The 25,984-nt window shown below is 65.3% G+C and carries 18 protein-coding genes; 15 read left to right on the top strand and 3 right to left on the bottom strand.

The genetic code is table 11. The features are described 5' to 3' along the window. Positions 1-57 precede the first annotated feature (57 nt). Both HNS34_RS14880 and HNS34_RS14875 read left to right on the top strand, forming a co-directional pair. A complete protein-coding gene (locus tag HNS34_RS14880; protein ID WP_172320889.1) occupies positions 58-1,266 on the top strand; it encodes an acyl-CoA dehydrogenase family protein in 1,209 nt (402 codons plus the stop codon). Beyond that, a complete protein-coding gene (locus HNS34_RS14875; protein WP_172320888.1) occupies positions 1,256-2,278 on the top strand; it encodes a phosphotransferase family protein in 1,023 nt (340 codons plus the stop codon). The genes HNS34_RS14880 and HNS34_RS14875 overlap by 11 nt, the downstream gene beginning before the upstream one ends. A 238-nt stretch (positions 2,279-2,516) precedes the next feature. Here the strand turns inward: HNS34_RS14875 and betC are convergent, their stop codons facing one another. Next, positions 2,517-4,043 (bottom strand): choline-sulfatase, encoded by a 1,527-nt coding sequence (gene betC / locus HNS34_RS14870; protein ID WP_172320887.1) that lies wholly within the window; start codon positions 4,041-4,043, stop codon positions 2,517-2,519. Positions 4,044-4,384: 341 nt separating this feature from the next. Between betC and HNS34_RS14865 the strand changes: the two genes are divergently transcribed. From HNS34_RS14865 to HNS34_RS14825, 9 genes are all read left to right on the top strand, one after another. Next, positions 4,385-5,953: an ABC transporter substrate-binding protein gene (locus HNS34_RS14865; RefSeq protein WP_172320886.1), complete on the top strand. Its 1,569-nt coding sequence runs from the start codon at positions 4,385-4,387 to the stop codon at positions 5,951-5,953. Between the two features lie 101 nt (positions 5,954-6,054). Further along, positions 6,055-7,008, top strand: a complete 954-nt coding sequence (locus tag HNS34_RS14860; RefSeq protein ID WP_172320885.1) for an ABC transporter permease — start codon at positions 6,055-6,057, stop codon at positions 7,006-7,008. A gap of 12 nt (positions 7,009-7,020) precedes the next feature. Further along, a complete protein-coding gene (locus tag HNS34_RS14855) occupies positions 7,021-7,944 on the top strand; it encodes an ABC transporter permease (protein WP_172320884.1) in 924 nt (307 codons plus the stop codon). 4 nt (positions 7,945-7,948) lie between these two features. Then, a complete protein-coding gene (locus HNS34_RS14850; RefSeq protein ID WP_172320883.1) occupies positions 7,949-9,589 on the top strand; it encodes an ABC transporter ATP-binding protein in 1,641 nt (546 codons plus the stop codon). Positions 9,590-9,830: 241 nt separating this feature from the next. Continuing rightward, positions 9,831-10,781 carry an ABC transporter substrate-binding protein gene (locus HNS34_RS14845; RefSeq protein ID WP_172320882.1) on the top strand — a complete coding sequence of 317 codons (951 nt, stop codon included), beginning with the start codon at positions 9,831-9,833 and terminating at the stop codon, positions 10,779-10,781. 9 nt (positions 10,782-10,790) lie between these two features. Next, positions 10,791-11,852: a quaternary amine ABC transporter ATP-binding protein gene (locus tag HNS34_RS14840; protein WP_172320881.1), complete on the top strand. Its 1,062-nt coding sequence runs from the start codon at positions 10,791-10,793 to the stop codon at positions 11,850-11,852. Continuing rightward, positions 11,849-13,915, top strand: coding sequence for an ABC transporter permease (locus HNS34_RS14835; protein ID WP_172320880.1), 2,067 nt, complete (start codon positions 11,849-11,851; stop codon positions 13,913-13,915). The genes HNS34_RS14840 and HNS34_RS14835 overlap by 4 nt, the downstream gene beginning before the upstream one ends. Further along, positions 13,912-14,919, top strand: a complete 1,008-nt coding sequence (locus HNS34_RS14830) for a GlxA family transcriptional regulator (protein WP_172320879.1) — start codon at positions 13,912-13,914, stop codon at positions 14,917-14,919. The genes HNS34_RS14835 and HNS34_RS14830 overlap by 4 nt, the downstream gene beginning before the upstream one ends. 126 nt (positions 14,920-15,045) lie before the next feature. After that, a complete protein-coding gene (locus tag HNS34_RS14825) occupies positions 15,046-16,080 on the top strand; it encodes a coiled-coil domain-containing protein (RefSeq protein WP_172320878.1) in 1,035 nt (344 codons plus the stop codon). Between the two features lie 6 nt (positions 16,081-16,086). Here the strand turns inward: HNS34_RS14825 and HNS34_RS14820 are convergent, their stop codons facing one another. Together HNS34_RS14820 and HNS34_RS14815 are read right to left on the bottom strand one after the other, a co-directional pair. Next, complete coding sequence (locus tag HNS34_RS14820) at positions 16,087-18,519, bottom strand: GcvT family protein (RefSeq protein WP_172320877.1); 2,433 nt, start codon at positions 18,517-18,519, stop codon at positions 16,087-16,089. A gap of 79 nt (positions 18,520-18,598) precedes the next feature. Continuing rightward, entirely contained in the window at positions 18,599-19,510 is a 912-nt protein-coding gene (locus HNS34_RS14815) for a LysR family transcriptional regulator (protein WP_172320876.1), read from the bottom strand. 170 nt (positions 19,511-19,680) lie between these two features. On the opposite strand from HNS34_RS14815, the gene xdhA reads away from it, so the two are divergent. The 4 genes from xdhA to HNS34_RS14795 are packed head-to-tail and all read left to right on the top strand — an operon-like array spanning position 19,681 to position 25,977. Continuing rightward, entirely contained in the window at positions 19,681-21,138 is a 1,458-nt protein-coding gene (gene xdhA, locus HNS34_RS14810; RefSeq protein ID WP_172320875.1) for a xanthine dehydrogenase small subunit, read from the top strand. Between the two features lie 16 nt (positions 21,139-21,154). Continuing rightward, positions 21,155-23,470: a xanthine dehydrogenase molybdopterin binding subunit gene (xdhB, locus tag HNS34_RS14805; RefSeq protein ID WP_172320874.1), complete on the top strand. Its 2,316-nt coding sequence runs from the start codon at positions 21,155-21,157 to the stop codon at positions 23,468-23,470. Positions 23,471-23,474: 4 nt separating this feature from the next. Next, the gene (gene xdhC, locus HNS34_RS14800; protein WP_172320873.1) at positions 23,475-24,335 is read left to right on the top strand and encodes a xanthine dehydrogenase accessory protein XdhC; all 861 of its coding nucleotides are present in this window, start codon (positions 23,475-23,477) and stop codon (positions 24,333-24,335) included. A 34-nt stretch (positions 24,336-24,369) separates the two neighbouring features. Beyond that, positions 24,370-25,977, top strand: a complete 1,608-nt coding sequence (locus HNS34_RS14795) for a xanthine/uracil/vitamin C permease (RefSeq protein WP_172320872.1) — start codon at positions 24,370-24,372, stop codon at positions 25,975-25,977. The last annotated feature ends 7 nt before the right edge of the window (positions 25,978-25,984 follow it).

Here is a 25,984-nt window from a genome sequence, read left to right as displayed (position 1 = left end):
CGTTGACTTGGGCGGACCGGCGGCGGAGGCTCTGGACAAATGGCGGGAAGGGCGATCATGGATTTTGAACCGAGTGAGAAAGCGGTGGAGATGCGGGCGCGGCTGGAAGCGTTCATGGAGGCCCATATCTACCCCGCCGAGTCCGGGTTCCGGGCGTATTTCGAGACCACGGACACGCCCTTTCGCACGCCCGAATTCATGGAGGAGCTGAAGCAAAAGGCGCGGGATGCGGGGCTGTGGAACCTGTTCCTGCCGCCCGCGCATGGCGGCAGCCTGAGCAACCTCGATTACGCGCCACTGGCCGAGGTCATGGGGCGGGTCTGGTGGGCGCCCGAGATCTTCAACTGCAACGCGCCCGATACCGGCAATATGGAGACGCTGCTGCTCTATGGCTCCGAGGCGCAGAAAGCGCGCTGGCTGGCGCCGCTGATGACGGGCGAGATCCGCTCGGGCTTTGCCATGACGGAACCCGATGTCGCCTCCTCCGATGCCACCAATATCCGCACCGAGATTCGCCGCGAGGGCGACGAGTATGTCATCAACGGGCGCAAATGGTACACCACGGGCGGCATGCGCGAGAGCTGCGCCGTCTTCATCGTGATGGGCAAGACCGACGCGGAGGCCGACCGCCACAAGCAGCAGAGCATGATTCTGGTGCCGCGCGACGCGAAGGGGCTGGAGATCGTGCGCCATGTCTCGACCTTCGGCTATAATGACGCGCCCTTCGGCGAGGCCGAGATCGTGTTTCGCGACGTGCGGGTGCCGGCCGAGAGCATGCTGCTTGGGGAGGGGCGCGGTTTCGAGATCGCGCAGGGGCGGCTTGGGCCGGGGCGGATTCACCACTGCATGCGGCTGGTGGGGGCAGCGCAACGGGCGCTGGACCTGGTGCTGACCCGCGTGGAGGAGCGGCGCACCTTCGGGCGGAAGCTGAGCGAGCATCAATCGGTGCGCGAGGATATCGCGCTCAGTTGGTGCGAGATCGAGCAGGCGCGGCTCTTGACGCTGAAGGCGGCGGCGAAGGTGGATGCCGAAGGGGCCAAATCCGCCCGCGACCTCATTGCGGCGATCAAGATCGTGGCCCCTAAGATGGCGCAGAAAGTGATCGACCGGGCGATCCAGATCCATGGTGGCGCTGGACTGACCGGCGATCTGCCGCTGGCGGAGTTGTTCAATTACGCACGCCAGATCCGGCTCGCGGATGGGCCGGACCAGGTGCATATGATGGCGCTCGGGCGGCAATTGGTGCGGGCGCATCATGGGCAGTGACCTGGCTGTCGGACCCCTCGGGCGCTACCTGGAGGCGCATCTGGACGGCTTCCGCGGCCTGCGCGCGGTGCGGAAATTCAGCGACGGGCAGTCGAATCCGACCTATCTGCTTGAGGCCGACAGCGGACGCTATGTGCTGCGCCGCAAGCCCGGTGGCGCGCTTTTGAAATCGGCCCATGCGGTGGATCGGGAGTTCCGGGTGCTGCGCGCGCTGGAAGGTTCCGACGTCCCGGTGGCCCGCACACTGCATCTTTGCGCCGACGAGGATGTCATCGGGGCGATGTTCTACGTGATGGAGTTTGTCCAGGGCAGGGTGTTCTGGAACCCCGCCCTGCCCGAGCTTGAGGCGGGCGAGAGGGCGCAGGTCTATGACGCGATGAACGCGACGCTGGCGGCGATCCATTCGGTCGATCTGGAGGCGGCGGGGCTGTCGGATTTTGGCCGTCCGGGCGGCTATTACGCCCGCCAATTCGCCACATGGCAGCGCCAGTATCGCGCCACGGAAACCGGCGAGATGCCGGAAATGGAGCGCATCATGACCTGGCTGGAGGCCAATATGGTGGGCGATGACGGGCGCGTTTCGCTGGTCCATGGCGATTACCGGCTGGACAATATCATGTTCGCGGATGATGCCCCGCGGGTGGTTGCGGTGATGGATTGGGAGCTCTCGACGCTTGGCCATCCGCTGGCCGATCTGGCCTATCAGTGCATGTTGTGGCGGATGCCGCCGGGGCCGGTGCTGAGCGGGCTGGAGGGCGTCGAGAGGGGCGCATCGGGCCTGCCGGAGGAGGCGGACTACGTCGCGCGCTATTGCGAGCGGATGGGGATTTCAGAGATCCGAGACTGGCCTTTCTACCTGGTCTTCGGCCTCTTTCGTCTGGCCGCGATTGTGCAGGGCGTGAAGTTCCGCGCGTTGCAGGGCAATGCCTCCTCGGATCGTGCGATGGCCGTGGGGGCGCTGGCGGGGCCGCTGGCGCGCAAGGCCTGCGATATTCTGGACAGGGACGGCTGACGCTTTCGCCGGATTCTGGCGCGTCGCGGGGCGGTGACGGTCTGGAAATCGGCCAGAGCGTTTTATTTTGCCTTATCCAGGGCGCGCAAGGCCTTGATAAACAATGTCTAAACGGCGTCCCGTCCAGTTCATTGAATCGCAAGAGACATGACGGGGCCGGAGGGGGGATTTCGGCCCGCAAACAGGCCGAAATCTTTTGATCAAATTTATATCCACGGAAGAACGACCTGTAAGCCATTCATTTCTTTTGGAAAGGTGGAAAGCGGGTTTTCTCGGCTGCGACGGTCCAATCCATGTGGTTGCGGACATATTCCTGTGACGCGTCGCGGGGCGGGTTGTAGTCCCAGGAGACCAGTTTGCCGATCTCCATCGCCTGATAGACCGGCCTGCGCTGGCTTTGCGAGGCCAGAACGCGGGAATACAGATCGGCCTCGTTCCAGCGCTCGGCAATCTCGGCTTGGAATTCTGCCACCCGTGCCCCCTGCGCGGGATCGTCGGCCAGGTTGTTGCGCTCCATCGGATCATCGGAAATGTTAAAGAGTTGAGGGGGATCAACCTGGCAGTGAATGTATTTCCACGGACCGCGCCGGATCATGAAAATGGGGTGGCTTGCACATTCCGCACAATATTCCCCAAGCACCTCGCCCCCATCAGGGTTATCCACAGCCCCCTTCAGCAGCGGCCAGAGCGACCGGCCATCCAGCGGCATGGCAGGGGGCGGCGTATCGGCCCCTTCGCTGGCCGCGATGTCGAGGAAGGTGGGCAGCAGGTCCATCAGGCTGACAGGTTCGCCCACGGCGCGGGCCTGCACGCCGGGACCGGAGACGATCATCGGCACGCGGGCGGAGTGCTCGAAGAAGCTCATCTTGTACCACAGCCCGCGCTCGCCGAGCATGTCGCCATGGTCCGAGGTCACGATGATGATCGTGTTGTCATACTGGCCGCTCTCCTTCAGGGCCTTCACGACCTCGCCAACCTTGCTGTCGAAATAGGAGGTGTTGGCGTAATAGCCATGCCGCGCGTTGCGGATTTGCTGATCGGTGACCGGCTGGATGTCGGCGGCGATGCCGTGATGAACCCTCCGGGTGTGCGGGTCGTCGGTCAGGCCGGTTTCGGGCATGTCGATGTCGGCAGTGTCGTAGAGGTCCCAGAACTCGGGCCGGGGCACGTAGGGGTCATGCGGGTGGATCAGGCTGACGACCATCGCAAAGGGGGCGGTGCCAGACATCGCGTATTCAAAGATGCGGCGGCGGGCGGCAAAGGTGGTTTCCTCGTCGAACTCGATCTGGAAACTGGTGGCGGCGGGGCCGGCCTCCTGCACCGACTCCATGTTGTGATACCATTTGTCGATGCGGTCGTGGGGGTGATCCCAATCCGGCGTCCAGGCGTGATCGGAGGGGTAGACATCCGTGGTCAGCCTTTCCTCGAACCCGTGCAGCTGGTCGGGGCCGACGAAATGCATCTTGCCGCTGAGGCAGGTGCGATAGCCCATCATCCGCAGGTAATGCGCGAAGGTGGGGATGGAGGCGCCGAACTCGGCCGCGTTGTCATAGGCGCCGATCTTCGAGACCAGTTGCCCGGTCATGAAAGACGCGCGCGAGGGCGCGCAAAGCGGCGAGTTGCAATAGGCGGCATCGAAGCGCGTGCCGGTTTCGGCCAGTGCATCCATATGCGGCGTCTTCACCAGCGGGTGGCCATAGGTGCCGGTGAAGTGCGGGGCAAGCTGGTCGGCCATGATCAGGACGATATTGGGCGGGGTGGGCATGCGTGGTCCTCCGGGTCTGTCGGGCTGCGGTTTTCGCGGTTTGTCGCAACATCACGCATTTCGCGCGCATCCGAAACCGGCGAAGTTTGGACGTTTTCGGCGCGTGAACGCGAAAGAATATTGCCTTACACCGTGAAGTGATGTCGCAAACCGGCCCCAACCTGTCGAAAAGTGGTTCCGGTCCCGACCGTCTCATGCAAAACTGCGCTCATGTTTGGGGAATCCATCAGTTCTTGCCGCGGCGGCCTAGCCTTGTCCGGCGCGCCCCGATTTCTGCGCCCAACCCGGGATGAACCCGGGAGGGTCCCTGACCTGAAATAACCAACAGTGGAGAAAGACAAATGAGGAACTCATCCTTGATTACCGGCGGTGTCAGCCGCCGTGGCGTGCTGAAGGGCGCATCGGCGCTTGGCGGCGCGGCCCTGATCGGGCCGATGGGCGCGGGCATGGCCCGTGCGCAACCGACGCGCGGCGGCACGCTGAAGATCGGGCTGGCGCATGGCTCGACCACCGACAGCCTCGATCCCGGCTCGTGGGAGAACGACTTCACCATCTTGATGTCGCACACGCGCAACGGTTTCCTGACCGAGATCGCCACCGATGGCAGCCTGGTGCCGGAAGTGGCCGAAAGCTGGGAAGCCTCCCCGGATGCGCGGATCTGGACCTTCACCATCCGTCCCGATGTGCAGTATCATTCGGGCGGCACGGTGACGGCCGAAGACGTGATCGCGTCATTGCAGCATCACCTGGGCGAGGATTCGACCTCCGCCGCCAAGCCGATCATCGAATCGATCACCGAGATGCGGGCCGACGGCATGAACGTGATCATCACGCTCTCCGAAGGTAACGCGGACTTCCCGTTCATCGTCTCGGATTACCACCTGCCGATCCTGCCCTCGACCGATGGCGCGATTGATCCGATGACGACCGACGGCTGCGGGGCCTATGTGCTGGACAGCATCGAGATGGGGGTCGAGGCCAATTTCTCGCGCCATGAAGGATATTGGAAGCCGAACTCGGCCTTCTTCGACGGCGTTCAGATCATCTCGATCCATGACAACGCGGCGCGCCAGAACGCGCTAATGTCGGGCGAGGTGCATTACATCGACGGCGTCGATCTGAACACCGTTCACCTTCTGGCCCGCGCGCCGAGCGTCGAGGTCCTGTCGATCACCGGGACGCAGCATTACGGCTTGCCGATGGACAGCCGCGCCGCCCCCTTCAGCGACAACAACATCCGCATGGCGCTGAAATATGCCATCGACCGCGAGCAGATGGTCGAAACCATCCTCAACGGCTATGGCTCGGTCGGCAACGACCATCCGATCGGCCCCGGCCAGCGCTATTTCAACACCGAGCTGGAACAGAAGAGCTACGATCCCGACCAGGCGCGCTACTACCTGCAACAGGCCGGTGTCGACAGCCTGGATGTCGATATCCACCTGGCCGATGCGGCCTTTGCGGGCGCGATTGACGCAGGGGTTCTGTTCGCGGAATCGGCGGCGGCGGCGGGGATCAACCTCAATGTCGTACGCGAGCCCAATGACGGTTACTGGTCCAATGTCTGGATGCAGCTGCCCTTTGTCGGCACCTATTGGGGCGGGCGCCCGACCGAGGACTGGATGTTCGCCACGGCTTATGCCGACGGCGCGTCCTGGAACGAGAGCTACTGGAGCCATGAGCGCTTCAACGAGCTGATGGTGCAGGCCCGGTCCGAGCTGGACGACGACCTGCGTCGCGAGATGTATTTCGAGATGCAGCGGATCGTGTCCGACGAAGGCTCGACCATCATCCCGATGTTCGCGGCCTATGTCAGCGCGTATTCCGACAGCCTTGCCCACGAGGAGGAGATTGCCTCGAACTGGGCCAATGACGGTCACCGCATCGCGGAACGCTGGTGGTTCGCCTGATCCCACCCCTGACCCCCGGCCAAACGGCCGGGGGTTTTTCAAATGACGACCCATGGCCAGCGGCACGCAAGATGGCGCGGCGACCCAACGAGGGGGAACGAATGTCACATATCTGGAGCATGATCGCGAAGCGATTGGCGCTCGGGCTGCTTACGCTGTTTATCGTATCGGTGCTGATCTTCCTGGCGACGGAACTTCTGCCCGGCGATTTCGCGCAAGAATTCCTGGGCCAGTCCGCAACGCCGGAGACTGTGGCCGCCATCCGGCGCGAACTGGGGCTCGATCAACCGATGGTGACGCGCTATTTCGACTGGCTCGGCGGGGTCGTGACGGGCGATTTCGGCAATTCTCTGTCCAACCGGCGCCCCGTGGCCGACCTGATCGCCACGCGGCTTGGCAACACGCTGTTCCTGGCGCTTTATGCCGCGGCCATCGCGGTGCCGCTGTCGCTGATCCTGGGCATCCTGGTGGCGCTCTTTCGCAACTCCATGTTCGACCGCATCGCCAATGCCTCCGCGCTGACGGCGATTTCCTTCCCTGAATTCTTCGTGGCCTATATCCTGATCCTGTGGCTGGCGCAGACCGGGGTGTTCCCGTCAATGGCGCGGATCCCGGCCACGGCGGGGTGGGGAGAGATCCTCTATCGCACCTTCCTGCCGGCGCTGACGCTGACGCTGGTGGTGACCGCCCACATGATGCGGATGACGCGGGCCGCGATCATCAACCTGCTGGCATCGCCCTATATCGAGATGGCGCGTCTCAAGGGCATGAACCCGATGCGGGTGATCGTGAAACATGCGCTGCCCAATGCGCTGGCCCCGATCATCAACGTGATCGCGCTGAACCTCGCCTATCTGATCACTGGCGTCGTGGTGGTCGAGGTGGTCTTCGTCTATCCCGGCCTCGGCCAGTTGATGGTCGACAGCGTCGCCTCGCGCGATATGCCGGTGGTGCAGGCGGTGGCGTTGATCTTCGCCTCGGCCTATGTGCTGCTCAACCTTCTTGCGGACGTGCTTTCGACCCTGTCGAACCCGCGTCTCATCCATCGTCGCTGAGGGGGTTGGGATATGGGAATTCTGCTGAACATCCTTTACTTCATCGGTTTCATCGTGGCCGCCATGGCCGCGGGCTGGCTGTTCAAGACGGTGATGACCCTGGTCAGCCCCAGGGGCATCGCCAAGGAGATGCGCACCGCGCCGCTGACCGCCAGTTTCGGGATGCTGATGATCCTGATCTATATCGTCGTCGCGGTCTTCGCGCCGCTGATCGCGCCATACCCCGAGACGCAGATCGTGGGGCGCGAGTTCCAGCCCTGGGACGGTGAGCATTGGCTCGGCACCGACACGCTTGGCCGGGATATGCTGTCGCGGATGATCTTTGCCGCGCGCAACACGGTCGGCATCGCCTTCGCCACCACGGCCCTGGCCTTCCTCATCGGATCCATCCTGGGGCTGCTGGCGGCGACCGTGGGCGGCTGGCTGGACCAGGTTCTCAGCCGGGCGGTGGATGCGCTGATGGCGATTCCGTCGCTGATCTTCCAGCTTCTGCTGCTGACCATCTTCGGCACCTCCATCGTGACGCTGATCCTGGTGATCGCGGTGATCGATTCCACCCGTGTCTATCGCCTCGCCCGTGCCGTCGCCGTCAATATCGTGGTGATGGACTATATCGAGGCCGCCAAGCTGCGCGGCGAGGGCAAGTGGCACCTGATCACGCGCGAGATCCTGCCCAATGCGCTGGCCCCGCTGGTGGCCGAGTTCGGGTTGCGCTTCTGCTTTGTCTTCCTGGCGATCTCGGCGCTCAGTTTCCTTGGGCTCGGGTTGCAGCCGCCGATGGCGGATTGGGGCTCCATGGTGAAGGAAAACGCGACGCTGATCAGCTTTGGCGACATCACGCCGCTGCTGCCGGCGGGCGCCATCGCGCTGCTGACGGTCTCGGTGAACTTCGTCGTCGACTGGCAGTTGCATCGCGCCAGCGGATTGAAGGAGTAACGATATGAGCGATCAATTCGCCGACAAGGATGTGCTGCTGACCATCAAGGATCTCCGGATCGAGGGCCGCTCGGACGAGACCTGGTCGCCGATCGTCAACGGTGTGGACCTGACCCTGCGCAAGGGCGAGGTTCTGGGCCTGATCGGGGAATCGGGGGCGGGGAAATCCACCGTCGGCCTCGCCGCGATGGGGTTCACGCGCGACGGCTGCCGCATCTCGGGCGGGACCATCGACTTTGACGGGATCGACCTGCGCAAGGCCGGAAAGGACACGCGGCGCAAGCTGTTGGGCAAGCGCATCGCCTATGTCGCGCAATCGGCGGCGGCCAGTTTCAACCCCGCCCACAAGCTGATCGACCAGTATTCCGAGGCCCCGGTGCAGCATGGCGTCATGGGCAAGGCGGAGGCCGAGCGCGACGCGGTGGACCTCTACCGCCGGATGCAGTTGCCCGACCCCGACAGCATCGGCTTTCGCTATCCGCACCAGGTCTCGGGCGGGCAGTTGCAGCGCGCGATGACGGCAATGGCGATGTCCTGCCGCCCCGATCTGATCATCTTCGACGAACCGACCACGGCGCTGGACGTGACCACGCAGATCGAGGTTCTGGCCGCGATCCGCAATATCGTCGAGCAATTCGACACCGCCGCGATCTACATCACGCATGACCTGGCGGTGGTGGCGCAGATGGCCGACCGGATCAAGGTGCTGCTGAAGGGCGACGAGGTCGAGGAGGCCGATACCTACACGATGCTGAGCGCCCCGCAGGAGGACTATACCAAGTCGCTTTGGGCCGTGCGCAGTCATACCCGCGCGGAACAGCCGCCGGTCGGGAAAGGCACCACGCCCGTTGTCTCGGTGCGCAACGTGACCGCGGGATATGGCACGGTCGATGTGCTGATGGATGTGAATTTCGACATTCACCAGCGCCGCACCGTCGCCGTGGTGGGCGAATCCGGGTCCGGCAAATCGACCACGGCGCGGGTGATCACCGGCCTCCTGCCGCCGCGCCGGGGCGAGGTTCTGTTCGACGGTGAGGCACTGCCGCCCGATTACCGCCAGCGCAGCCGTGACCAGTTGCGCCAGGCGCAGATGATCTACCAGATGGCCGACACCGCGCTGAACCCGAAACTGCGCATCCGCGAATTGATCGGCCGGCCCGCGCAGATGTATCTGGGGCTGCGCGGCCGCAAGCTGACCGAACGCATCCGCAACCTCCTGGACCTGATCGAGCTGGAGCCGGACGACTATATCGACCGCCTGCCATCCGAGCTGTCGGGCGGGCAGAAACAGCGCATCGGCATCGCCCGCGCCCTGGCCGCCGAACCCCGGTTCATCATCTGCGACGAGGTCACATCGGCGCTGGATCAGCTGGTCGCCGAGGGCATCCTCAAGCTGCTGGACAAGCTCCAGACCGAGTTCGACCTAGCCTATATGTTCATCACCCACGATCTGGCGACGGTGAAGGCCATCGCCGACGAGGTCGTGGTGATGAAGGAGGGCAGGGTGGTCGAACAGGGGCCCAAGACCGACATGTTCCAGCCGCCGCATGATCCCTACACGGAATTGCTGCTGTCCTCGGTGCCCGAGATGGACCCCGACTGGCTGTCGAAACTGCTGGCCGAACGGGCGGCCAAGGGGCAGTAAGCGGGGGCAGGGCGCGCAAGGGGGTGGAATCTTGGCACGAAACCGCGCCATACTGCGCCCGGAATACAGGAGTTACCGGCGCGCGGGCGGCGACCGTCTGCATCAAGGAAGAGTGCTTCGGCTCGGCCCGCCAGGGCCGATCCGGTCAAATTGGTGTCCATTCCGGTGAGGATCACCAGGGGGACGCCCGTAATCTGATCAGAGCGGCCCGCGAAGGGCGGCCAACAACAGGGAGCAAGACATGAAGAAACTCGCAATCGCAGCCGTTGTGCTGTCCACCATCGGGGGCGCGCAGGCCGCCGAACTGGGCGATACCGGCACGCCGATCCGGCTGGCGATCAATGAATGGACCGGGCAGCACCTGACCACGCAAATCGCGGGCCAGATCCTGGAGGAGGCGGGCTATACCGTCGAATATGTCACCGCCGGCTACATGAACATGTACCAGGCGATGGCCGATGGCGAGATTCACGCCGCGCTGGAAGTGTGGGAATCGAACGTCTCGGACCAGTATTACGACCAGCTGGAAGCGGGCGGCGTGGTCGAGGTCTCGGACCTTGGCCTGACCGCGCGCGAGGGCTTTGTCTACCCCGCCCATGTCGCCGAGATCTGCCCCGGCCTGCCGGCCTGGGAGGCGCTGAATGACTGCGCGATGCAATTCGCAACGGCGGAAACCATCCCCCAGGGCCGCCTGGTGGATTACCCCGCCGATTGGGGCACGCCGGGGGCCGACCGCGTTGCCGGTCTGGAACTGCCCTACCGCGCCGTGCCCGCAGGGTCCGAAGGGGCGCTGATCGCCGAATTGCGCGCCTCGACCGAACGCGAGACGCCGCTTCTGATGGTGTTCTGGCAGCCGCATTGGGCGGTCTCGGCTTATGATCTAACCTTTGTCGATCTGCCCGCGGGCACGCCGGAATGCTACGAGGATCCGTCCTGGGGCGTGAACCCCGATGCGACCTTTGACTGCGATTTCCTGCCCTCGCGCATCTTCAAGGTGGCCTGGTCCGGGTTCGAGGAGCAATGGCCCGCCGCCTATGAGATCCTGGAAGCCTACCAACTGGCCACCGAGGACCAGCAGCCGATGATGGGTGCGGTCGATGTCGACGGGCAATCGGTCGAGGAGGTCGCGGCCGCCTATGTGGAAGCGAACTCCGAGGAAATCTCGGCCATGATCGCCGCGGCAACCGAATAAGGGCCTGACATGACCACACCCGATGCGAACGGCACTCCGGCGATTGCCGTCGAGGGGCTGTGGCAGGTCTTTGGCAATGATGCCAGGGCCAGGCTGAAAGAGGCACGGGGGCGGACCGGATCCGCCCCCGAGGCCGCCGAGGAGTTGAAGCAACAGGGACTCATCCCTGCGGTGCAGGATGCCGGGTTCGAGGTCCGCGAGGGCGAGCTTTTCGTCATCATGGGGCTGTCGGGGTCCGGCAAGTCGACCATGGTGCGCTGCATCTCGCGGCTGGTGGAGCCGACCGCCGGGTCGGTCCTGATCGACGGCGAGGACATTCTTGCCGCCAGCCCCAAGCGCCTGATCGAGCTGCGCCGCCGCAAACTGGGCATGGTGTTCCAGCATTTCGGCCTGTTCCCGCATATGACGGTGGCCGAGAACGTCGCCTTCCCCTTGAAAATGCTTGGCAAGTCCCGCGCGGAGCGGCGTGCGCGCGCCTTCGAGGTGCTTGACATGGTCGGCCTCGACGGGCGCGAGGACAGCTATCCAAGGCAGCTTTCCGGCGGGCAAAAGCAGCGCGTCGGCATTGCCCGGTCGCTGGCGGTGAACCCCGATATCTGGTTTCTGGATGAACCGTTCTCGGCGCTCGATCCGCTCATTCGCCGCCAGTTGCAGGATGAGTTCCTCAAGATCCAGTCGGGCCTGCGCAAGACCATCGTCTTCATCACCCATGACATCACCGAGGCGCTGAAACTGGCCGACCGCATCGCCATCATGCGCGACGGGCGTATCGTGCAGATCGGCACGCCCGCCGAGATCGTGCTGAAACCGGTCGACAACTACGTGCGCGAGTTTTCCAAGGACGTGGCGCGGGGCCGCCATGCCTGCCTCGATTCCGTGATCCAGACCGAGGGGCCGCTGCCCGAGATGCCGGACGACCCCAAACTGCGCATCGACATGACGCTGGATGATGCGCTTGCGGCCTGCATGTCCTGCTACGAAAATGTCCCGGTCTATGACCGCGACGGCAAGATGGCGGGCTATGTCCACCCCAAGGAACTGGCCGACGCATTGACGGTCGACAGCGAATGACCGACCAGACCGCCCCCCCCGCTACCGCCCTGCCGTACCTGACCCCCGGCACCCGCGCGGCGCTGGCCAGCCTGCTGGTCGCCGCGATCTGCCTGGCGCTGGAGGGGCGGGCGGATTGGCTGTGGGAGTGGCCGGATGCCTGGACATTGCCGGTGACCGACTGGATTTCGCAAGGTTTGGGATGGCTCTTCGACCTGATCCGGCCTGTGGTGCGGGTGATCTCGACCTTGCTGCGCTATCCGATGGATTGGGTGAATGTCGCGCTGGTTCAGACGCCCTGGCCGCTGATCATCGGCGCGACGGTGGCGCTTGGCTGGTATGCGGGCGGGCTGTCGCTGGCCCTGCTTTCCGCCATCGGCCTCGGCTTCGTGCTGGCCTCGGGCTACTGGGTCGAGGGGATGAACACGCTGGCGCTGGTCTTCGTCTCGGTGCCTCTGGCGCTGATCCTGGGCCTTTTCATCGGCATCTGGGCCAATGAAAGCCCGCGCGCGCGGCCCTGGATCGAGGCGACGCTGGACCTGATGCAGACGGTGCCGACCTTTGCCTATCTGACGCCGCTGCTGCTGCTGTTCGGGTTCGGCCCCGTGGTGGGCCTCATCGCCAGCGCGATCTACGCCGCGCCGCCGATGGCGCGCAACACGCTTCTCGGCCTGCAGCGGGTCGAGGCCGAGGTGAAGGAGGCGGGCATCATGGCGGGCGCCACCCGCCGCCAGCAACTGGCGCTGGTCGAGATCCCGGCGGCCTCCACCCAGATCATGATCGGCGTGAACCAGTCGCTGATGGCGGCGCTGTCGATGGTCATCATCGCCGCCGTGATCGGGGGCTTCGACGATATCGGGTGGGAGGTCCTGCTGACGATGCGGCAGGCCAATTTCGGGCAGAGCTTTCTGGCCGGGCTGGTGATCGTGGCCTTCGCGATCATCATCGACCGCATCTCGGCCCGGATGGCGACCAACCGGGACCGCCACGATCTGCGGATTTCCTGGATCATCCTGGCCGCCTCCGCCGCGCTGGCGGTCTATGCCTGGGCGGCGCTGCCCGCGGCATCTGATATCGCGCTGCTGGCGCCGACGGTCGAGGCCGTGGATGGCGCGTTGACCCAATTCACCCGCGCGACCGGCGCGACGCTGGACAGCATCAAGAACACCGCGATGTTCTATGGGCTTCTGCCGCTGCGGATCGGGTTGGACGGCGCCGTCTTGCCCTTCACCTGGGGGTTTTCCTGGACCGCCACCATGTCCTGGGTGCTGCTTGGTGGCGGTGCGGCGCTTGGCCTCGCGGTCGCGCTGACGGGCCGTGTGGCGTTCGGGGCCAGCCTGCCGGTCATGGCCGTGGTGCTTGAGACCGGGGTGGCGGACCTGCCCTGGCCCTTCGTCCTCTTCGGTGTCGGCGCGGTGGCCTGGGTCGCGGGCGGCTGGAAGCTGACGCGGCTGGCGCTGGTCCTGCTGGCGCTGATCCTGGTATCGGGGCTTTGGGAACGGGCGCTACTGTCGCTCTACCTCTGCGGCGCGGCGGTCATCGCCTGCGCGGTGCTTGGCGGTCTGCTCGGCCTTCTCTCGGCGGTGTCGAACATCGCCTGGGCCATTATCCGCCCCATCTGCGACATGTTGCAGACGATCCCGCTTTTCGTGTTCCTGATCCCGGTGCTGATGTTCTTCCAGATCGGCGAGTTCTCGGCCTTCCTGGCGATCATCCTCTACGCCATCGTGCCGATGATCCGCTACACCCGGCATGGGTTGGTCACGACGCCGCCCGAGTTGTTGGAAGCGGCGGTCGCGGCGGGGGCCACGAAGACCCAGATCATGCGCGATGTGCGGGCACCCTTCGCGGCCCCGACGATCCTGTTGGGGCTGAACCAGACCATCCTCTATGCCTTCGCCATGCTGGTCATCACCGCGCTTATCGGCACCACCGGGCTTGGCCAGTCGATCTACCTGGCGCTTGGTCAGGCGGATGTCGGCCTCGGCATCGCCGCGGGTGCGGCGATGGCGATCCTGGCGCTGATCTCGGACCGCATCGTGCAAGGCTTCGCGGAGGAACGGCGCAGGGCCCTCGGGCTATGATCGTGCCGGTGGTGCCCAAAGGCGTGGCGCAGGTGGACCTGGCCGGGGGACAGACCGCCGAGGTGATCAGCTTCCTGATGCTGCCCAAGCTGTCGATGCTGGCCTTTTCCTCGGCCATTGAGCCCCTGCGCATCGCCAACCAGTTGACAGGGCAGGAGCTTTACCGCTGGCAGACCATCACCGAGGATGGCGGCCCGGTGCGCTGTTCCAACGGGGTCGAGATCAGCGCCTCGACCGACATGGCGGGGGCCGAGATCACCGACAGCCTCTTTGTCTGTTCCGGGGTCGAGCCCGACACCGTGGTGACCGACCGGGTCGCGGGGCTGCTCCGGCATCACTGGCGGCTTGGCCACAGCGTCGGCGGCCTGTGTTCGGGGGCCTACGCGCTGGCCAAGGCGGGCATCCTCAAGGGCCATGACTTCACCCTGCATTGGGAGAATATTCCGCCCTTCCGCGAGACCTTTCCGGGGTTGGAGCCGCTCGATCAGCTTTACGTCATCGACGGGCGTATCCTGACCTGTGGCGGCGGGTCGGCGGCGACCGATCTTTTCCTCAGCCTGATTTCGCGGCGCTTCGGCTCGGGCCTGTCGCAGGCGGTGCTGAACATGTGCCTGCACCCCGTCCACCGCGCCGAGGAGGAGGCGCAGCAGGCCAGCCGCGCCGCCTCGCTCGGCACCCGCAACCGCAAGCTCCTGCGCATCCTGCGCTACATGGAGGAGCATATCGAGGACCTCTTCACGCTGGATGAGCTTGCGGAGGAGTTCGACGTCTCGCGCCGCCAGATCGAGAGGCTGTTCCTGGCGCATGTCGGCGTCACGCCCAAGCAATACCTGACCGATCTGCGCCTGACCCGTGCTCGGATGCTGCTGGCGGAAACCGACCTGAAGGTGGCCGATGTCGCCTCGGCCTGCGGGTTCGACTCGAGCAGCCATTTCTCGCGCAGGTTCCGCACGCGTTTTGGCATTTCGCCGCACAGGTTCCAGAGCACACGGGCACCGACCTGACCCACCGCCCTATGCAGAATGCGGGAAATTGGCTAGGCTTTCGGGCGGGAGGATGCGAGCCGGAAACAAATTCGTCCGTCGCACCGTTTATTCAATATACGCAATTCCAGGGAGGTTTCATCCGCCATGACCCGTTTCATCACCGCTTTGCCCCTGTCACTGGTTCTCGCCGCGCCCGCGCTGGCGGGGCCGCCCGTCACCACGCAAGGCCCCGGCGACGGCGTCGCGCCGATGGTCGGGGAATCTTCGGATGTTGAACTGGATGTGGAATGCCAGGTCAATGGCCGAACCGAGCGCTACACGATCAGGGGGGATATCCTCGTCGGCCATGACGGTGTCGTCATCGAAATGGCGCAGGGCAATTACCGCGTCGCCCTGGCCGAAGGCAACCTGCTGTTGAGCGAGACCCGCGCCCAGATCAGTGGCGGGCCCGATGTCGGCAAATGGGATTGCGTCGCCGCGACCGGCCCGGTGCCGACGCCGGGCAGCGTTGCGGATGATGGCGCGATGGCGGCCCTTGAACAGCGTCTGGCCACGATGCGCGCGGCGCTGGAGGCCAGCCAGGAGAATCTGGTGACGGCGATTGCCGAGCGCAATGCCGCGCAGGCCGCGCTGGAGGAGATGCGGGCCGCCCGCACCCAGGATGCCGCCGAGATCGCCAGCCTGGAACGCGAGCTTGCAGAGAGCCTGAGCGCCGAGGCCCGCGCACAGGCCGCCATGGCCGAGGCACAGGCCCAGGTCGAGGCCGGGGCCGCCGCCCGCGCCGAGTTGGAGGCGCGTCTCGCCGCCGCCGAGGCGCGCAGCACGGAACTGGAGGGGACCGCCGCCGGGGCGTCGGAGGCGCAAGCGCAGATCGCCCGGCTTGAGGATCAGGTCGTGACGCTGGAGGCGGAGCTTGCCCGCGCCGAGCGCGACATGGCGGCACTGCAGGCTGAGGTGGAGGAGGCACAGGCCGCCAGCGCGATGGAGGACGCCACCGAAGACAGCACCGAGGCCGGGTTGCCCACTTTCGACGCCGATGCCGCGCTGGAGATGGTCGAGGGGGCCGAGATCGGCGCCATTGCCCGCGAGGCGCTGGTCACCGCGATCGAACAGGCCCGCAACAACCCCGCCATGGGCGCGGAAGTCATGGCGCGGCTGCAAGCGGTGTTGGGTGAGTAACCCGGCCTAACCGCGCATCCGTGTGCCCTCGGGGTCATAGGGGCAGGCGGCGATAACCTTGGCCGGAACCGGCTGGCCGAGGCTGTCGATCACCATGCCGGTGCCGGGTCCGGCCAGGTCGGGGCGGATGAAGGCATAGGCCAGGTTCAGCCCCACCCGGTGCCCCCATGCGCCCGAGGTGACGCTGCCGACAACCAAACCGTCCAGCATCACGGACGCGCCGGGATGGGCCGGGGCGTCCGTGCTGTCGAGGGTCAGCGTGACCAGTCGCTGTTCGATCCTGCCGCCGCGCGCCGCCAGCGTCTGCTTGCCGATGAAATCGGGTTTCGACATGTCGACGAAACGGTCGAGGCCGGTCTCGTAGGGGTCGAACTCGCTCAGGATATCGGCCTTCCAGTGCAGGTACCCTTTCTCCATCCGCATGGCGTCGACCGCCAGCGCGCCGAACAGCCGCAGGTCATGGTCGGCCCCCGCCAGCCGCAGCGCCAGGTAGGCGGCGTGCAGCGAGGCGTTGGGGATGTGGATCTCATAGGCCAGCTCGCCCGAGAAGCTGACCGCGAGAACGGTCGCGGGCGCAATGCCGATGAAGCATTCGCGCAAGGACAGCCAGGGGAAGGCGGCAGCCGACCAGTCGCCGCGCGCGACGCTGGACAGGACCGCGCGCGCCTTCGGACCGGCCAGCACGAGGATGGTCATGTCATTGGTCAGGGACCGGATCTGCACGTCTTCATCTTGCCGCAGATTGGCCCGCAGCCAATCCATGTCATGCAGTTCCGACGCGGCGGCGGAACCATACCAGATCCGGCCCGGTCCCCGATCCGAGGCCGGGATGTTGGCAATCGTCGCCTCGGATTTCAGCCGCCCCTGGTGGTTCAGCAGATAGGCCAGCCCGACGCGGCCCGGTTTGCGCGGCAGGCGTCCGCAGATCATCCGGTCAAGGAAGCCGACCGCATCCGCGCCGGTGATCTCGAAGCGGTTGAAGCCGTTCACTTCGCACAGGCCCACGCCGGTCTGCACGGCGGCGACCTCTGCCGCCACGACGTCAAAGCTCTCGTCGAAGCGAAAGCCGTGGGTGACGTGGAAACCGGGGGCGGGCTTGAAATACTCGGCCCGTTCCCATCCGTTAACAACGGTAAACGCCGCGCCCTCGGCGGCCAGCACCGGGGTCAGCGGCGTGGTGCGCGCCATGCGGCCCGCGGGGCGGTGTTCGTTGGGGAAGTGAAAGCGAAACTCGTTCTGGTAATCCTCGATGGCCTTCAGCGCGGTCAGCTCCACATTGGCGTGTGGCCCGAAGCGGCGCGGGTCGAGCCCCCAGGTGTCATAGCAGGCCTCGCCATGCACGATCTGTTGTGCCAGCAGCCAGCCATGCCCGCCGCCCTCGCCAACGCCCGCCCGCAGTCCGATGATGCAGAACGCATTGCGCTTGCCCGGAATGGGCCCCACCAGCGGCGCGCCGTCGATCGTGTAGGTGATCGGGCCGTTCACCACCCGCTTGATCCCGGCCTCGGTCAGGACCGGCATCCGCGCGAAGGCCCCTTCCAGCACGCCCATCACCCGGTCGAGGTCGTCGGGGCAGAGGTCGTTGGAGAAGTCCGGGCTGATACCGTCCAGCCCCCAGGTCTTGCAATCCTGTTCGTAGAACCCGAGCAGCAGCCCGTTCTTTTCCTGGCGGCAGTAGTAATCGCTGATCGGACAGCGCAAGAGCGGCATCCGGTGGTCGGCATTTGCGATCTCGGGGATGTCCTCGGTCACGAAATACTGATGTTCCATCGAGGCCACGGGGTGCTGCACCCCCATCATCGCCGCGACCTCGTTCACGCGGTAGCCGCAGGCGTTGACCACGATCTCGGCGTCGATGTCACCCTTGTCGGTTTGCACGGTCCAGCTGTCATCGGCTTTCTGCGTCAGCCCGGTGACGGCGGTGTTGCGATAGACCTCGGCCCCGGCCTTGCGCGCATGGAAGGCCAGCGCCTGGCACAGCTGCGCCGGGTCGATATCGCCATCCTCGCCATCCCAAAGCCCGCCAATCAGGTTGTCGGTGGTGATCAGCGGATGCCTGCGGGCGCATTCAGCGGCGTCGATGACCTCGAACTCCACCCCCATGCCACGCGCGACGGAGGCGAAATGGCGATAGCCCTCCATCTGCTCGGGCCGGTTGGCCAGACGGATGCCGCCATCGCCATGGTGATAGCCGACCGGGTAATCGGGATCGTCGCGCAGCTTCTTGTAGAGCGCGATGGAATGCGATTTGAGGCCGACCATGGTCTGGGTCATGCCGAAATTCGTCACCTGCGCCGCCGAATGCCAGGTGGTGCCCGAGGTCAGCTCATCGCGTTCGACCAGCACCACATCGGACCAGCCTTCCTGCGTCAGGTGATAGAGTGTCGAGCATCCGGCGATGCCACCGCCGATGACGACGACCCGAGTTTGCGTTTTCATGTTCCCTGCCTTCCGGTTCAAAGCCAGAAGGCTCCGCGCGGGTCGGTCCGGTCAAGCCCCTTTGCGACATGCGGGGGGCTCAGATCTCGGGGTCCAGCCGGGGCGCGCCGCGCTCGACGATGAAATCGACAAAGGCGCGGATCTTGGGGTCGAGCAGTTTCTTGTGCGGGTAGAGGCAGCCGAACATCGACGGCGCGGGCGGCGTGTCGGGCAGAACCTCGACCAGCGACCCGTCGCGCAGGTGATCGGCCACGTCGAAACGCGGCTTGTTGATGATGCCGCGCCCGTCCAGCGCCCAGGCGGTCAGCACGTCGCCGTCATCGGCGTCGTATTTGCCCTCGACCTCGAATTTGCGCGGGCCATCGGGGGTTTGCAGCACCCAGAAATACTCGGGACTGCGCGGAAACCGCAGCAGCAGGCAATTGGCCTTGCCGTCCATCAGGTCTTCGGGGCTTTTAGGGGTGCCGAACTCCGCCAGGTAGGAGGGCGCGGCACACAGCACCCGGTCGCAATCCATGATCTTGCGAAGTTTCAGCGTGCTGTCGCCGGGGCTGCCGATGAAAAAGGCCACGTCCAGCCCGTCGGCCATGATGTCGACCTTTCGATCCGACAGGCGCATCCGGACCTCGGTTTCGGGGTAGGTATCGACGAATTGCGGCACCAGGGGCGCGATGATCCTGCGGCCCGCCCCAAGCGGTGCTGTCACCCGGATCACGCCGCGCGGATGGTCCGAGAAATTGGCCACCCGCGCCTCGGCGCTGTCCAGCGTGGCCAGCACCTTGCGCGCCTCGCCGTAGAAGACCTTGCCGACCTCGGTGGGCGACAGTGACCGGGTGGTGCGGTTGAAGAGGCGCACGCCCAGATGGGCCTCAAGCTCCTTGATGCGCTTGCTGGCGACAGCAGGCGTCAGGCGCAGGTCGCGCCCGCCCGAGGTGATCGAGCCGAGATCGACCACCCGGATGAAGAGCCGCAGGCTCTCGATATAGGACATATGCCTTCCTCTTCCCTGCCGCGCGCAACCCAAGGTGGCACGGATCGGCGATTTTATCAACGCGTTGTTGAAAGTGCTTCCCGATTGGGTGGATTTTTCGGGGCAGTCATTCGCGGTAGTGTTTTCACAAGCCGGAGGAGGTTCGGCCCGAATGAATGGGGGGAGATCACATGCAACATCGTCGCGAGATCCGGTTTTTGCTGAACGGGCGCGAGGTCAGCGTCGCGGATGTGGGGGCCAGCCAGACCCTGCTGGACTTCCTGCGGCTCGACCGCCGGTTGACCGGCACCAAGGAGGGCTGCGCCGAGGGCGATTGCGGGGCCTGCACGGTTCTGGTCGGGCGGCTCGGGGCGGAGGGCCTCAGCTATCAGCCGGTCAATGCCTGCATCCGGTTCCTCGCCTCCTGCGACGGCTGTCATGTGGTGACGGTGGAACATCTGAGCGGCCCCGATGGCCGTTTGCATCCCGTGCAACAGGCGATGGTGGAGCATCACGGGAGCCAATGCGGCTTCTGCACGCCGGGCTTCGTCATGTCGCTCTATGCGTTGTGGATGGCGGTGCCAAAGCCGAGTGAGAAACAGGTCGAGACCGCGCTGCAAGGCAATCTCTGCCGCTGCACCGGCTACGCGCCGATCATCCGCGCCGCCGTCGCGGTCAGCCAATATGGCAGCCCCGCCGCCGATTACCTGACCACCGAGCGCGAGGCGATCACCGCGCAACTGCGCGCGATGCAGGACGGCGCGCGCGTTGTCACCGGCCCCGAGGACAACCGCGCCATCCTGCCCGCCAGCGTCGATGATTTTGCCGCCGCGCTGCTTGAATACCCGCAAGCCACCATCGTGGCAGGGGCCACCGATGTGGGGCTGTGGGTGACGAAATTCCTCAAGCCCATCGGGCCCGCGATCTTCATCGGGCATCTGGACGGGCTGAAAGAGATCGAGGAGGGCTCGGACGCCCTGACCATCGGCGCGGGCGCCAGCTATACCGATTGCGAGGCCGCGATTGGGCGCCATTTTCCGCATCTTGGCCCCTATTGGGACCGCATCGCCGGCTGGCAGGTGCGCAATATGGGCACTGTGGGGGGCAATATCGCCAATGGCTCGCCCATCGGGGACACGCCCCCCGTTCTGATCTCGCTCGGGGCCGAGGTGGTCCTGCGCAAGGGTGATGCGCGCCGGACCCTGCCGCTTGAGGCGTTCTTCATCGACTATGGCAAGCAGGACCGCGCGGCGGGCGAGTTCGTCGAGAGCATCCGTGTGCCGTTGTCCGCCCAAGGCCAGCGCGACGCGGCCTACAAGATCTCCAAGCGGCGGGACGAGGATATATCCTCGGTCGCCGTGGGCATCAGCGTGACCCTGACGGGCGAGACCATCACCGCCGCGCGCATCGCGTTCGGCGGCATGGCGGCGACGCCGAAGCGCGCGGGCGAGGCCGAGGCGGCGTTGCTTGGCAAGACCTGGGGCAAGGCGGCTTTTGGCGCAGCGGCCGAGGCATTGCCGAGGGATTTCAAACCGTTGAGCGATTGGCGGGCCTCCTCGGATTACCGGATGCTCTCGGCGCAGAACCTCCTCCGCCGCTTCTACCTGGAACAAGACGGTGCCGCATCACCCGTCCAACTGACGGCTTGAGGGAAGGATCAAAGAGATGAAAGACAACGTCACCATCACCGGCTCCGCCCATACCGACCGCATCCATGACAGCGCCATCAAGCATGTCACGGGGGCCGCAGACTACACCGATGATATTGCGCAGCCCGAAGGCACGCTGCACGCCTATCTGGGCGTCTCCACCGTCACCCATACGCGGATCGTTTCACTGGACCTGAGCGCCGTGCGCGCGGCCCCCGGCGTCGTCGGCGTGATGACCGCCGCCGATATTCCGGGCCATAACGATATCAGCCCCACGGGCCAGAATGATGAGCCGGTCTTTCCGACCGACCTGATCCAGTTTCATGGCCAGCCGCTCTTTGCCGTGGTCGCCGAAACCCGCGATGCGGCGCGGCGGGCGGCGGAACTGGCCAAGGTCGAGACCGAGGCGCTGCCCCACGCGCTGGACCCGGTGCAGGCGATCGAGGCAGGCTATCCGCATGTCACCGCGCCCCTGAAGCTTGAGCGCGGCGATGTCGAGGCAGGGTTCGCCAACGCCCCCAACCGGATCAAGGGCCGGATGGTTATCGGCGGACAGGATCACATGTACCTGGAGGGCCAGATCGCCTTCGCCATTCCCGGCGAGGATGACGAGGTGGTTGTGCATTGCTCCACGCAGCACCCGTCCGAGGCGCAGCATATGGTGGCGCATGTGTTGGGCGTGCCGTCCAACGCGGTCGTGGTCAATGTGCGGCGCATGGGCGGCGGGTTCGGTGGCAAGGAAAGCCAGATGAACATCTTTGCCGCCGTCGCCGCGCTGGCCGCGAAGAAATGGAACCGGGCGGTGAAAATCCGGCCCGACCGCGACCAGGATATGACCGCGACCGGCAAACGGCATGATTTCGTGGTCGATTATGACGTGGCGTTTGATGACGAGGGCCGGATCGAGGCGGTCGGCGGCAGTTTCGCCGCGCGCTGTGGCTATTCCTCGGACCTTTCCGGCCCCGTCACCGACCGGGCGCTGTTCCATGCCGACAACGCCTATTTCTACCCGCATGTGCGGCTGGAAAGCCGTCCGATGAAGACCAACACCGTGTCGAACACCGCCTTTCGCGGCTTTGGAGGGCCGCAGGGCGTGATCGTGGCCGAACGCATGATCGAGGAGATCGCTTATGCCACCGGCCAAGACCCGCTGGACGTGCGCAAGGCGAATTTCTACGGCGGCGAGGGCCGCGACCTGACGCCCTATCACCAGCAGGTGACGGATAATATCCTCGACCGTCTGGTCGGCGAGCTGGAGCAGAGCGCCGACTACCGCGCGCGGCGGCAGGCGATCATTGATTTCAACGCCTCATCGAAGGTGCTGAAGAAGGGCATCGCGCTGACGCCGGTGAAATTCGGCATCTCCTTTACCGCGACCTGGTACAACCAGGCGGGCGCGCTGATCCATGTCTATAATGACGGCTCGATCCACCTGAACCATGGCGGCACCGAGATGGGGCAGGGCCTCAACACCAAGGTGGCGCAGGTGGTGGCCGAGGCGTTCCAGGTCAACTTCGAGCGCATCAAGATCACCAAGACGACCACCGAGAAGGTGCCGAACACCTCGGCGACAGCGGCCTCCTCGGGCTCGGACCTGAACGGGATGGCGGCGCTGAATGCCGCCGAGCAGATCAAGGCGCGGCTGGTGGATTTCGCCTGCGAGCACTGGGGCGTTGCGGCGGAAGAAGTGGCGTTCCTGCCCAACCGGGTGCGGATCGGTGAGGAAACCCTGTCTTTTGACGCCTTCATCAAGGCGGCCTATATGGCGCGGGTACAGCTTTCCGCCGCCGGGTTCTACAAGACGCCCGACATCCATTGGGACCGCGACAAGGGGCAGGGGCGGCCGTTCTACTACTACGCCTATGGCGCGGCCTGTTCCGAGGTCACCATCGACACCTTGACCGGCGAATACCGGGTCGAACGGACCGATATCCTGCACGATGTGGGCCGGTCGCTGAACCCCGTTCTGGACAGGGGCCAGGTCGAGGGCGCGTTTATCCAGGGGATGGGCTGGCTGACCACGGAGGAGTTGTGGTGGGACACGGAGGGGCGGCTGCGCACCCACGCGCCCTCGACCTACAAGATCCCGCTGGCCTCGGATCGACCGCGCGTCTTCAACGTCGATTTGGCCGATTGGTCCGAGAACCGCGAGCTGACGATCAAGCGGTCCAAGGCCGTGGGTGAGCCGCCTTTCATGTTGGGCATCTCGGTCTTCGAGGCGTTGTCGATGGCGGTCGCCTCGGTTGCCGATTACCGCGAATGCCCGCGTCTGGATGCGCCCGCCACGCCCGAGCGGGTGTTGATGGCCGTCCAGCGGATGAAGGGGGCCTGAGGCGATGAGGCTCGAAGACTTCCTGTCCCAAGGCCCGGTGATCCGGGTGCTGCTGACCTCCGTGCGGGGATCCTCGCCGCGCGAGGCGGGGACCGAGATGTTCGTGAGCGAGACCGGCCTTTTCGGCACCATCGGTGGCGGGCAACTGGAATATATGGGGCTGGACAAGGCCCGTGCGATGCTGCGCAGCGGCGAGACACGCAGCGATATGGACGTGCCGCTTGGCCCCGAGATCGGGCAATGCTGCGGCGGGCGGGTGGCGTTGCGCCTCACCCGGATGCACCGGACCGACCGCTATGCCGCGATGGAGCGGGCGCGGGAGGAGACGGAGGCACGCCCCCATGTCTACGTGATGGGGGCGGGCCATGTGGGCCGCGCGCTGGCCGATCTGTTCCAGCACTTGCCGGTGCGCTGCATCCTCATCGACACGCGGGCCGAGGAGCTGGCGCTCTGCCGCGCCGATGTGGAGACGCGCCTTTCCGCCATCCCCGAGGCCGAGATTGCCGCCGCGCCTCAGGGTAGCGCCTTCATCGTGCTGACCCATGACCATGCGTTGGATTTCCTGCTGACGGCGGCGGCGCTGGAGCGGGGCGATGCGGGGTATGTCGGCATGATCGGCTCGGCCACCAAGCGCGCCAGATTCCGCACCTGGACCCGTGAAGCCGACGCGGGCCAGCCCATCGACCAATTGACTTGCCCCATCGGGGCGAACGGCAGCCGCGACAAGCGGCCCGGCGTCATCGCGGCCTTCGTGGTTGCCGAGGTGATGGCCGAATTGACCTCTGAAACTGTCGTGAACCGGCCGGAACGGCCAAAGGGAGCGCCCGCCACGGGCACGGAAACCGGCCACCCTGTCGCCCCATAGGCAACAGGCCCGGTCTTAGGAGGAGGAGACCGTCATGGACGGCACAACCTACAATTACAAGCTGTTCACGCGTAGCGATTTCAACGCCTTCTGGGCGCTGTTTACCGATAACCTCGTCAACCTGCTGATCCTGTCCGGGATCTGCCAATTCGTCTTTCAGATGCCCGCCGAGATCGTCTTTGGCCGCATCGTGCCGGGGGCGGCCATCGCCATCCTCGCCGGTGTAGCGGTCTATACCTACCTGGCGAAATGGGCGGCCAACCGGCAGGGCAAGGATGTCACCGCGCTGCCCTATGGCATTTCGACCCCGGTGATGTTCGTCTATCTATTCGGCGTGATCGGCCCGATCTACTGGGCCACCAATGACGCGCTTCTGGCCTGGCAGGTGGGCATCGGCGCGGGTTTCATGGGCGGTATCGTCGCGGGGCTCGGGGCCATCGTGGGGCCGTTCCTGAAGCGGATCACGCCGCGCGCGGGCATGCTTGGCACGCTTTGCGGTATCGCGCTGGTCTTCATCGGATCGGTGCCCCTGGCCGAGATCTTCGAGTATCCGATCATCGGCTTTGCCTCGCTTCTCTTCATCCTCTGGGGCCTGATCGGGCGCTTCCGCCTGCCGGGCAACGTTCCCGCGGGTCTGGTGGCCATCGGCGTCGGCACGGTCATCGCGATCTTCCTGGGGCAGTCCAGCTTCACCACCGAGGGGATCGGGTTCTACCCGCCGGTTCCCTACCTGGGCGACATGATCGTGGGCATCCAGTATCTCTTCGCCAACCCCGAGCTGTTCCTGGTGCTGATCCCGGTCCAGATCTACAATTTCATCGAGACCATGAACAACGTCGAATCGGCCGAAGCCGCGGGCGACCATTACCCCGTCGCCGTCTGCCAGGTGACCGATGGCGCGGGCACCATGATCGGCGCGCTTTTCGGCTCGCCCTTTCCGACGACCGTTTATATCGGCCATCCCGCCTACAAGCGGCTGGATGCCCATGCTGGCTATATCGTCGGTGTGGCGCTGGTCATCGCGGCGGCGGCCTTCCTGGGCTTCCTGTCCTTCCTGGCCGGTCTGATCCCGATTGCCGCCGCCGCCCCGGTGCTGGTTTTCGTCTCGGTCAGCCTGATCACCAACACGGCCTTCGCGGTGAAACCGGCGCATATGGCCGCCGTTGCCTTCGCGATCCTGCCGCATATCTCGGCCTTCCTGGTGACCAAGTGGGGATCGCTGATCAACGCGCTGCGCACAACGGGGGTCGAGGGGCTGCCGGGCCTGGGGGATGCCGACCTGACCGCCGCGCTGCTGATCGAGGGGGCGCATTACGAAGGGCACCTCGCGCTCAGCCAGGGCGCGATCATCACGGGGCTTGTCTGGGGCGCGATCGTGGCCGATGTGATCGACGGGCGGTTCCGCTTCGCGGGCGGCTTCGCCCTCGCGGCGGCGGCGATGTCCTCGGTCGGGATCATCCACAGCAACACGCTGCAGGCCCCGCAATTCGACGGCATCACCATCGGATACCTGATCATCGGCGCATTCCTCTATTTCTACCCGGCAATTGCGCCGAAGGAGGATCTGGAACATCGTATCATCGTGCCGGACGAGCCGGATTTCATGGATACCGATGCGCCACACGCAACCCCGGGCGAATAATCCTTCG

The sequence above is a fragment of the Alterinioella nitratireducens genome (assembly GCF_013155465.1).
GTDB classification, from domain to species: domain Bacteria; phylum Pseudomonadota; class Alphaproteobacteria; order Rhodobacterales; family Rhodobacteraceae; genus Alterinioella; species Alterinioella nitratireducens.
The sequence above is the reverse complement of the archived record's forward strand: the minus strand, read 5'-3'. Positions and strand labels throughout refer to the sequence as shown.

Excerpts from the sequence above, each read along its gene's own strand:
- HNS34_RS14865 (WP_172320886.1), top strand. The coding sequence starts at position 4,385 with ATGAGGAACTCATCCTTGATTACCGGCGGTGTCAGCCGCCGTGGCGTG.
- HNS34_RS14850 (WP_172320883.1), top strand. The coding sequence starts at position 7,949 with ATGAGCGATCAATTCGCCGACAAGGATGTGCTGCTGACCATCAAGGAT.
- xdhA (WP_172320875.1), top strand. The coding sequence starts at position 19,681 with ATGCAACATCGTCGCGAGATCCGGTTTTTGCTGAACGGGCGCGAGGTC.
- HNS34_RS14840 (WP_172320881.1), top strand. The coding sequence starts at position 10,791 with ATGACCACACCCGATGCGAACGGCACTCCGGCGATTGCCGTCGAGGGG.
- betC (WP_172320887.1), bottom strand. The coding sequence starts at position 4,043 with ATGCCCACCCCGCCCAATATCGTCCTGATCATGGCCGACCAGCTTGCC.
- HNS34_RS14830 (WP_172320879.1), top strand. The coding sequence starts at position 13,912 with ATGATCGTGCCGGTGGTGCCCAAAGGCGTGGCGCAGGTGGACCTGGCC.
- HNS34_RS14825 (WP_172320878.1), top strand. The coding sequence starts at position 15,046 with ATGACCCGTTTCATCACCGCTTTGCCCCTGTCACTGGTTCTCGCCGCG.
- HNS34_RS14820 (WP_172320877.1), bottom strand. The coding sequence starts at position 18,519 with ATGAAAACGCAAACTCGGGTCGTCGTCATCGGCGGTGGCATCGCCGGA.
- HNS34_RS14875 (WP_172320888.1), top strand. The coding sequence starts at position 1,256 with ATGGGCAGTGACCTGGCTGTCGGACCCCTCGGGCGCTACCTGGAGGCG.
- HNS34_RS14815 (WP_172320876.1), bottom strand. The coding sequence starts at position 19,510 with ATGTCCTATATCGAGAGCCTGCGGCTCTTCATCCGGGTGGTCGATCTC.
- HNS34_RS14835 (WP_172320880.1), top strand. The coding sequence starts at position 11,849 with ATGACCGACCAGACCGCCCCCCCCGCTACCGCCCTGCCGTACCTGACC.
- HNS34_RS14880 (WP_172320889.1), top strand. The coding sequence starts at position 58 with ATGGATTTTGAACCGAGTGAGAAAGCGGTGGAGATGCGGGCGCGGCTG.
- HNS34_RS14845 (WP_172320882.1), top strand. The coding sequence starts at position 9,831 with ATGAAGAAACTCGCAATCGCAGCCGTTGTGCTGTCCACCATCGGGGGC.
- HNS34_RS14855 (WP_172320884.1), top strand. The coding sequence starts at position 7,021 with ATGGGAATTCTGCTGAACATCCTTTACTTCATCGGTTTCATCGTGGCC.
- xdhB (WP_172320874.1), top strand. The coding sequence starts at position 21,155 with ATGAAAGACAACGTCACCATCACCGGCTCCGCCCATACCGACCGCATC.
- HNS34_RS14795 (WP_172320872.1), top strand. The coding sequence starts at position 24,370 with ATGGACGGCACAACCTACAATTACAAGCTGTTCACGCGTAGCGATTTC.
- xdhC (WP_172320873.1), top strand. The coding sequence starts at position 23,475 with ATGAGGCTCGAAGACTTCCTGTCCCAAGGCCCGGTGATCCGGGTGCTG.
- HNS34_RS14860 (WP_172320885.1), top strand. The coding sequence starts at position 6,055 with ATGTCACATATCTGGAGCATGATCGCGAAGCGATTGGCGCTCGGGCTG.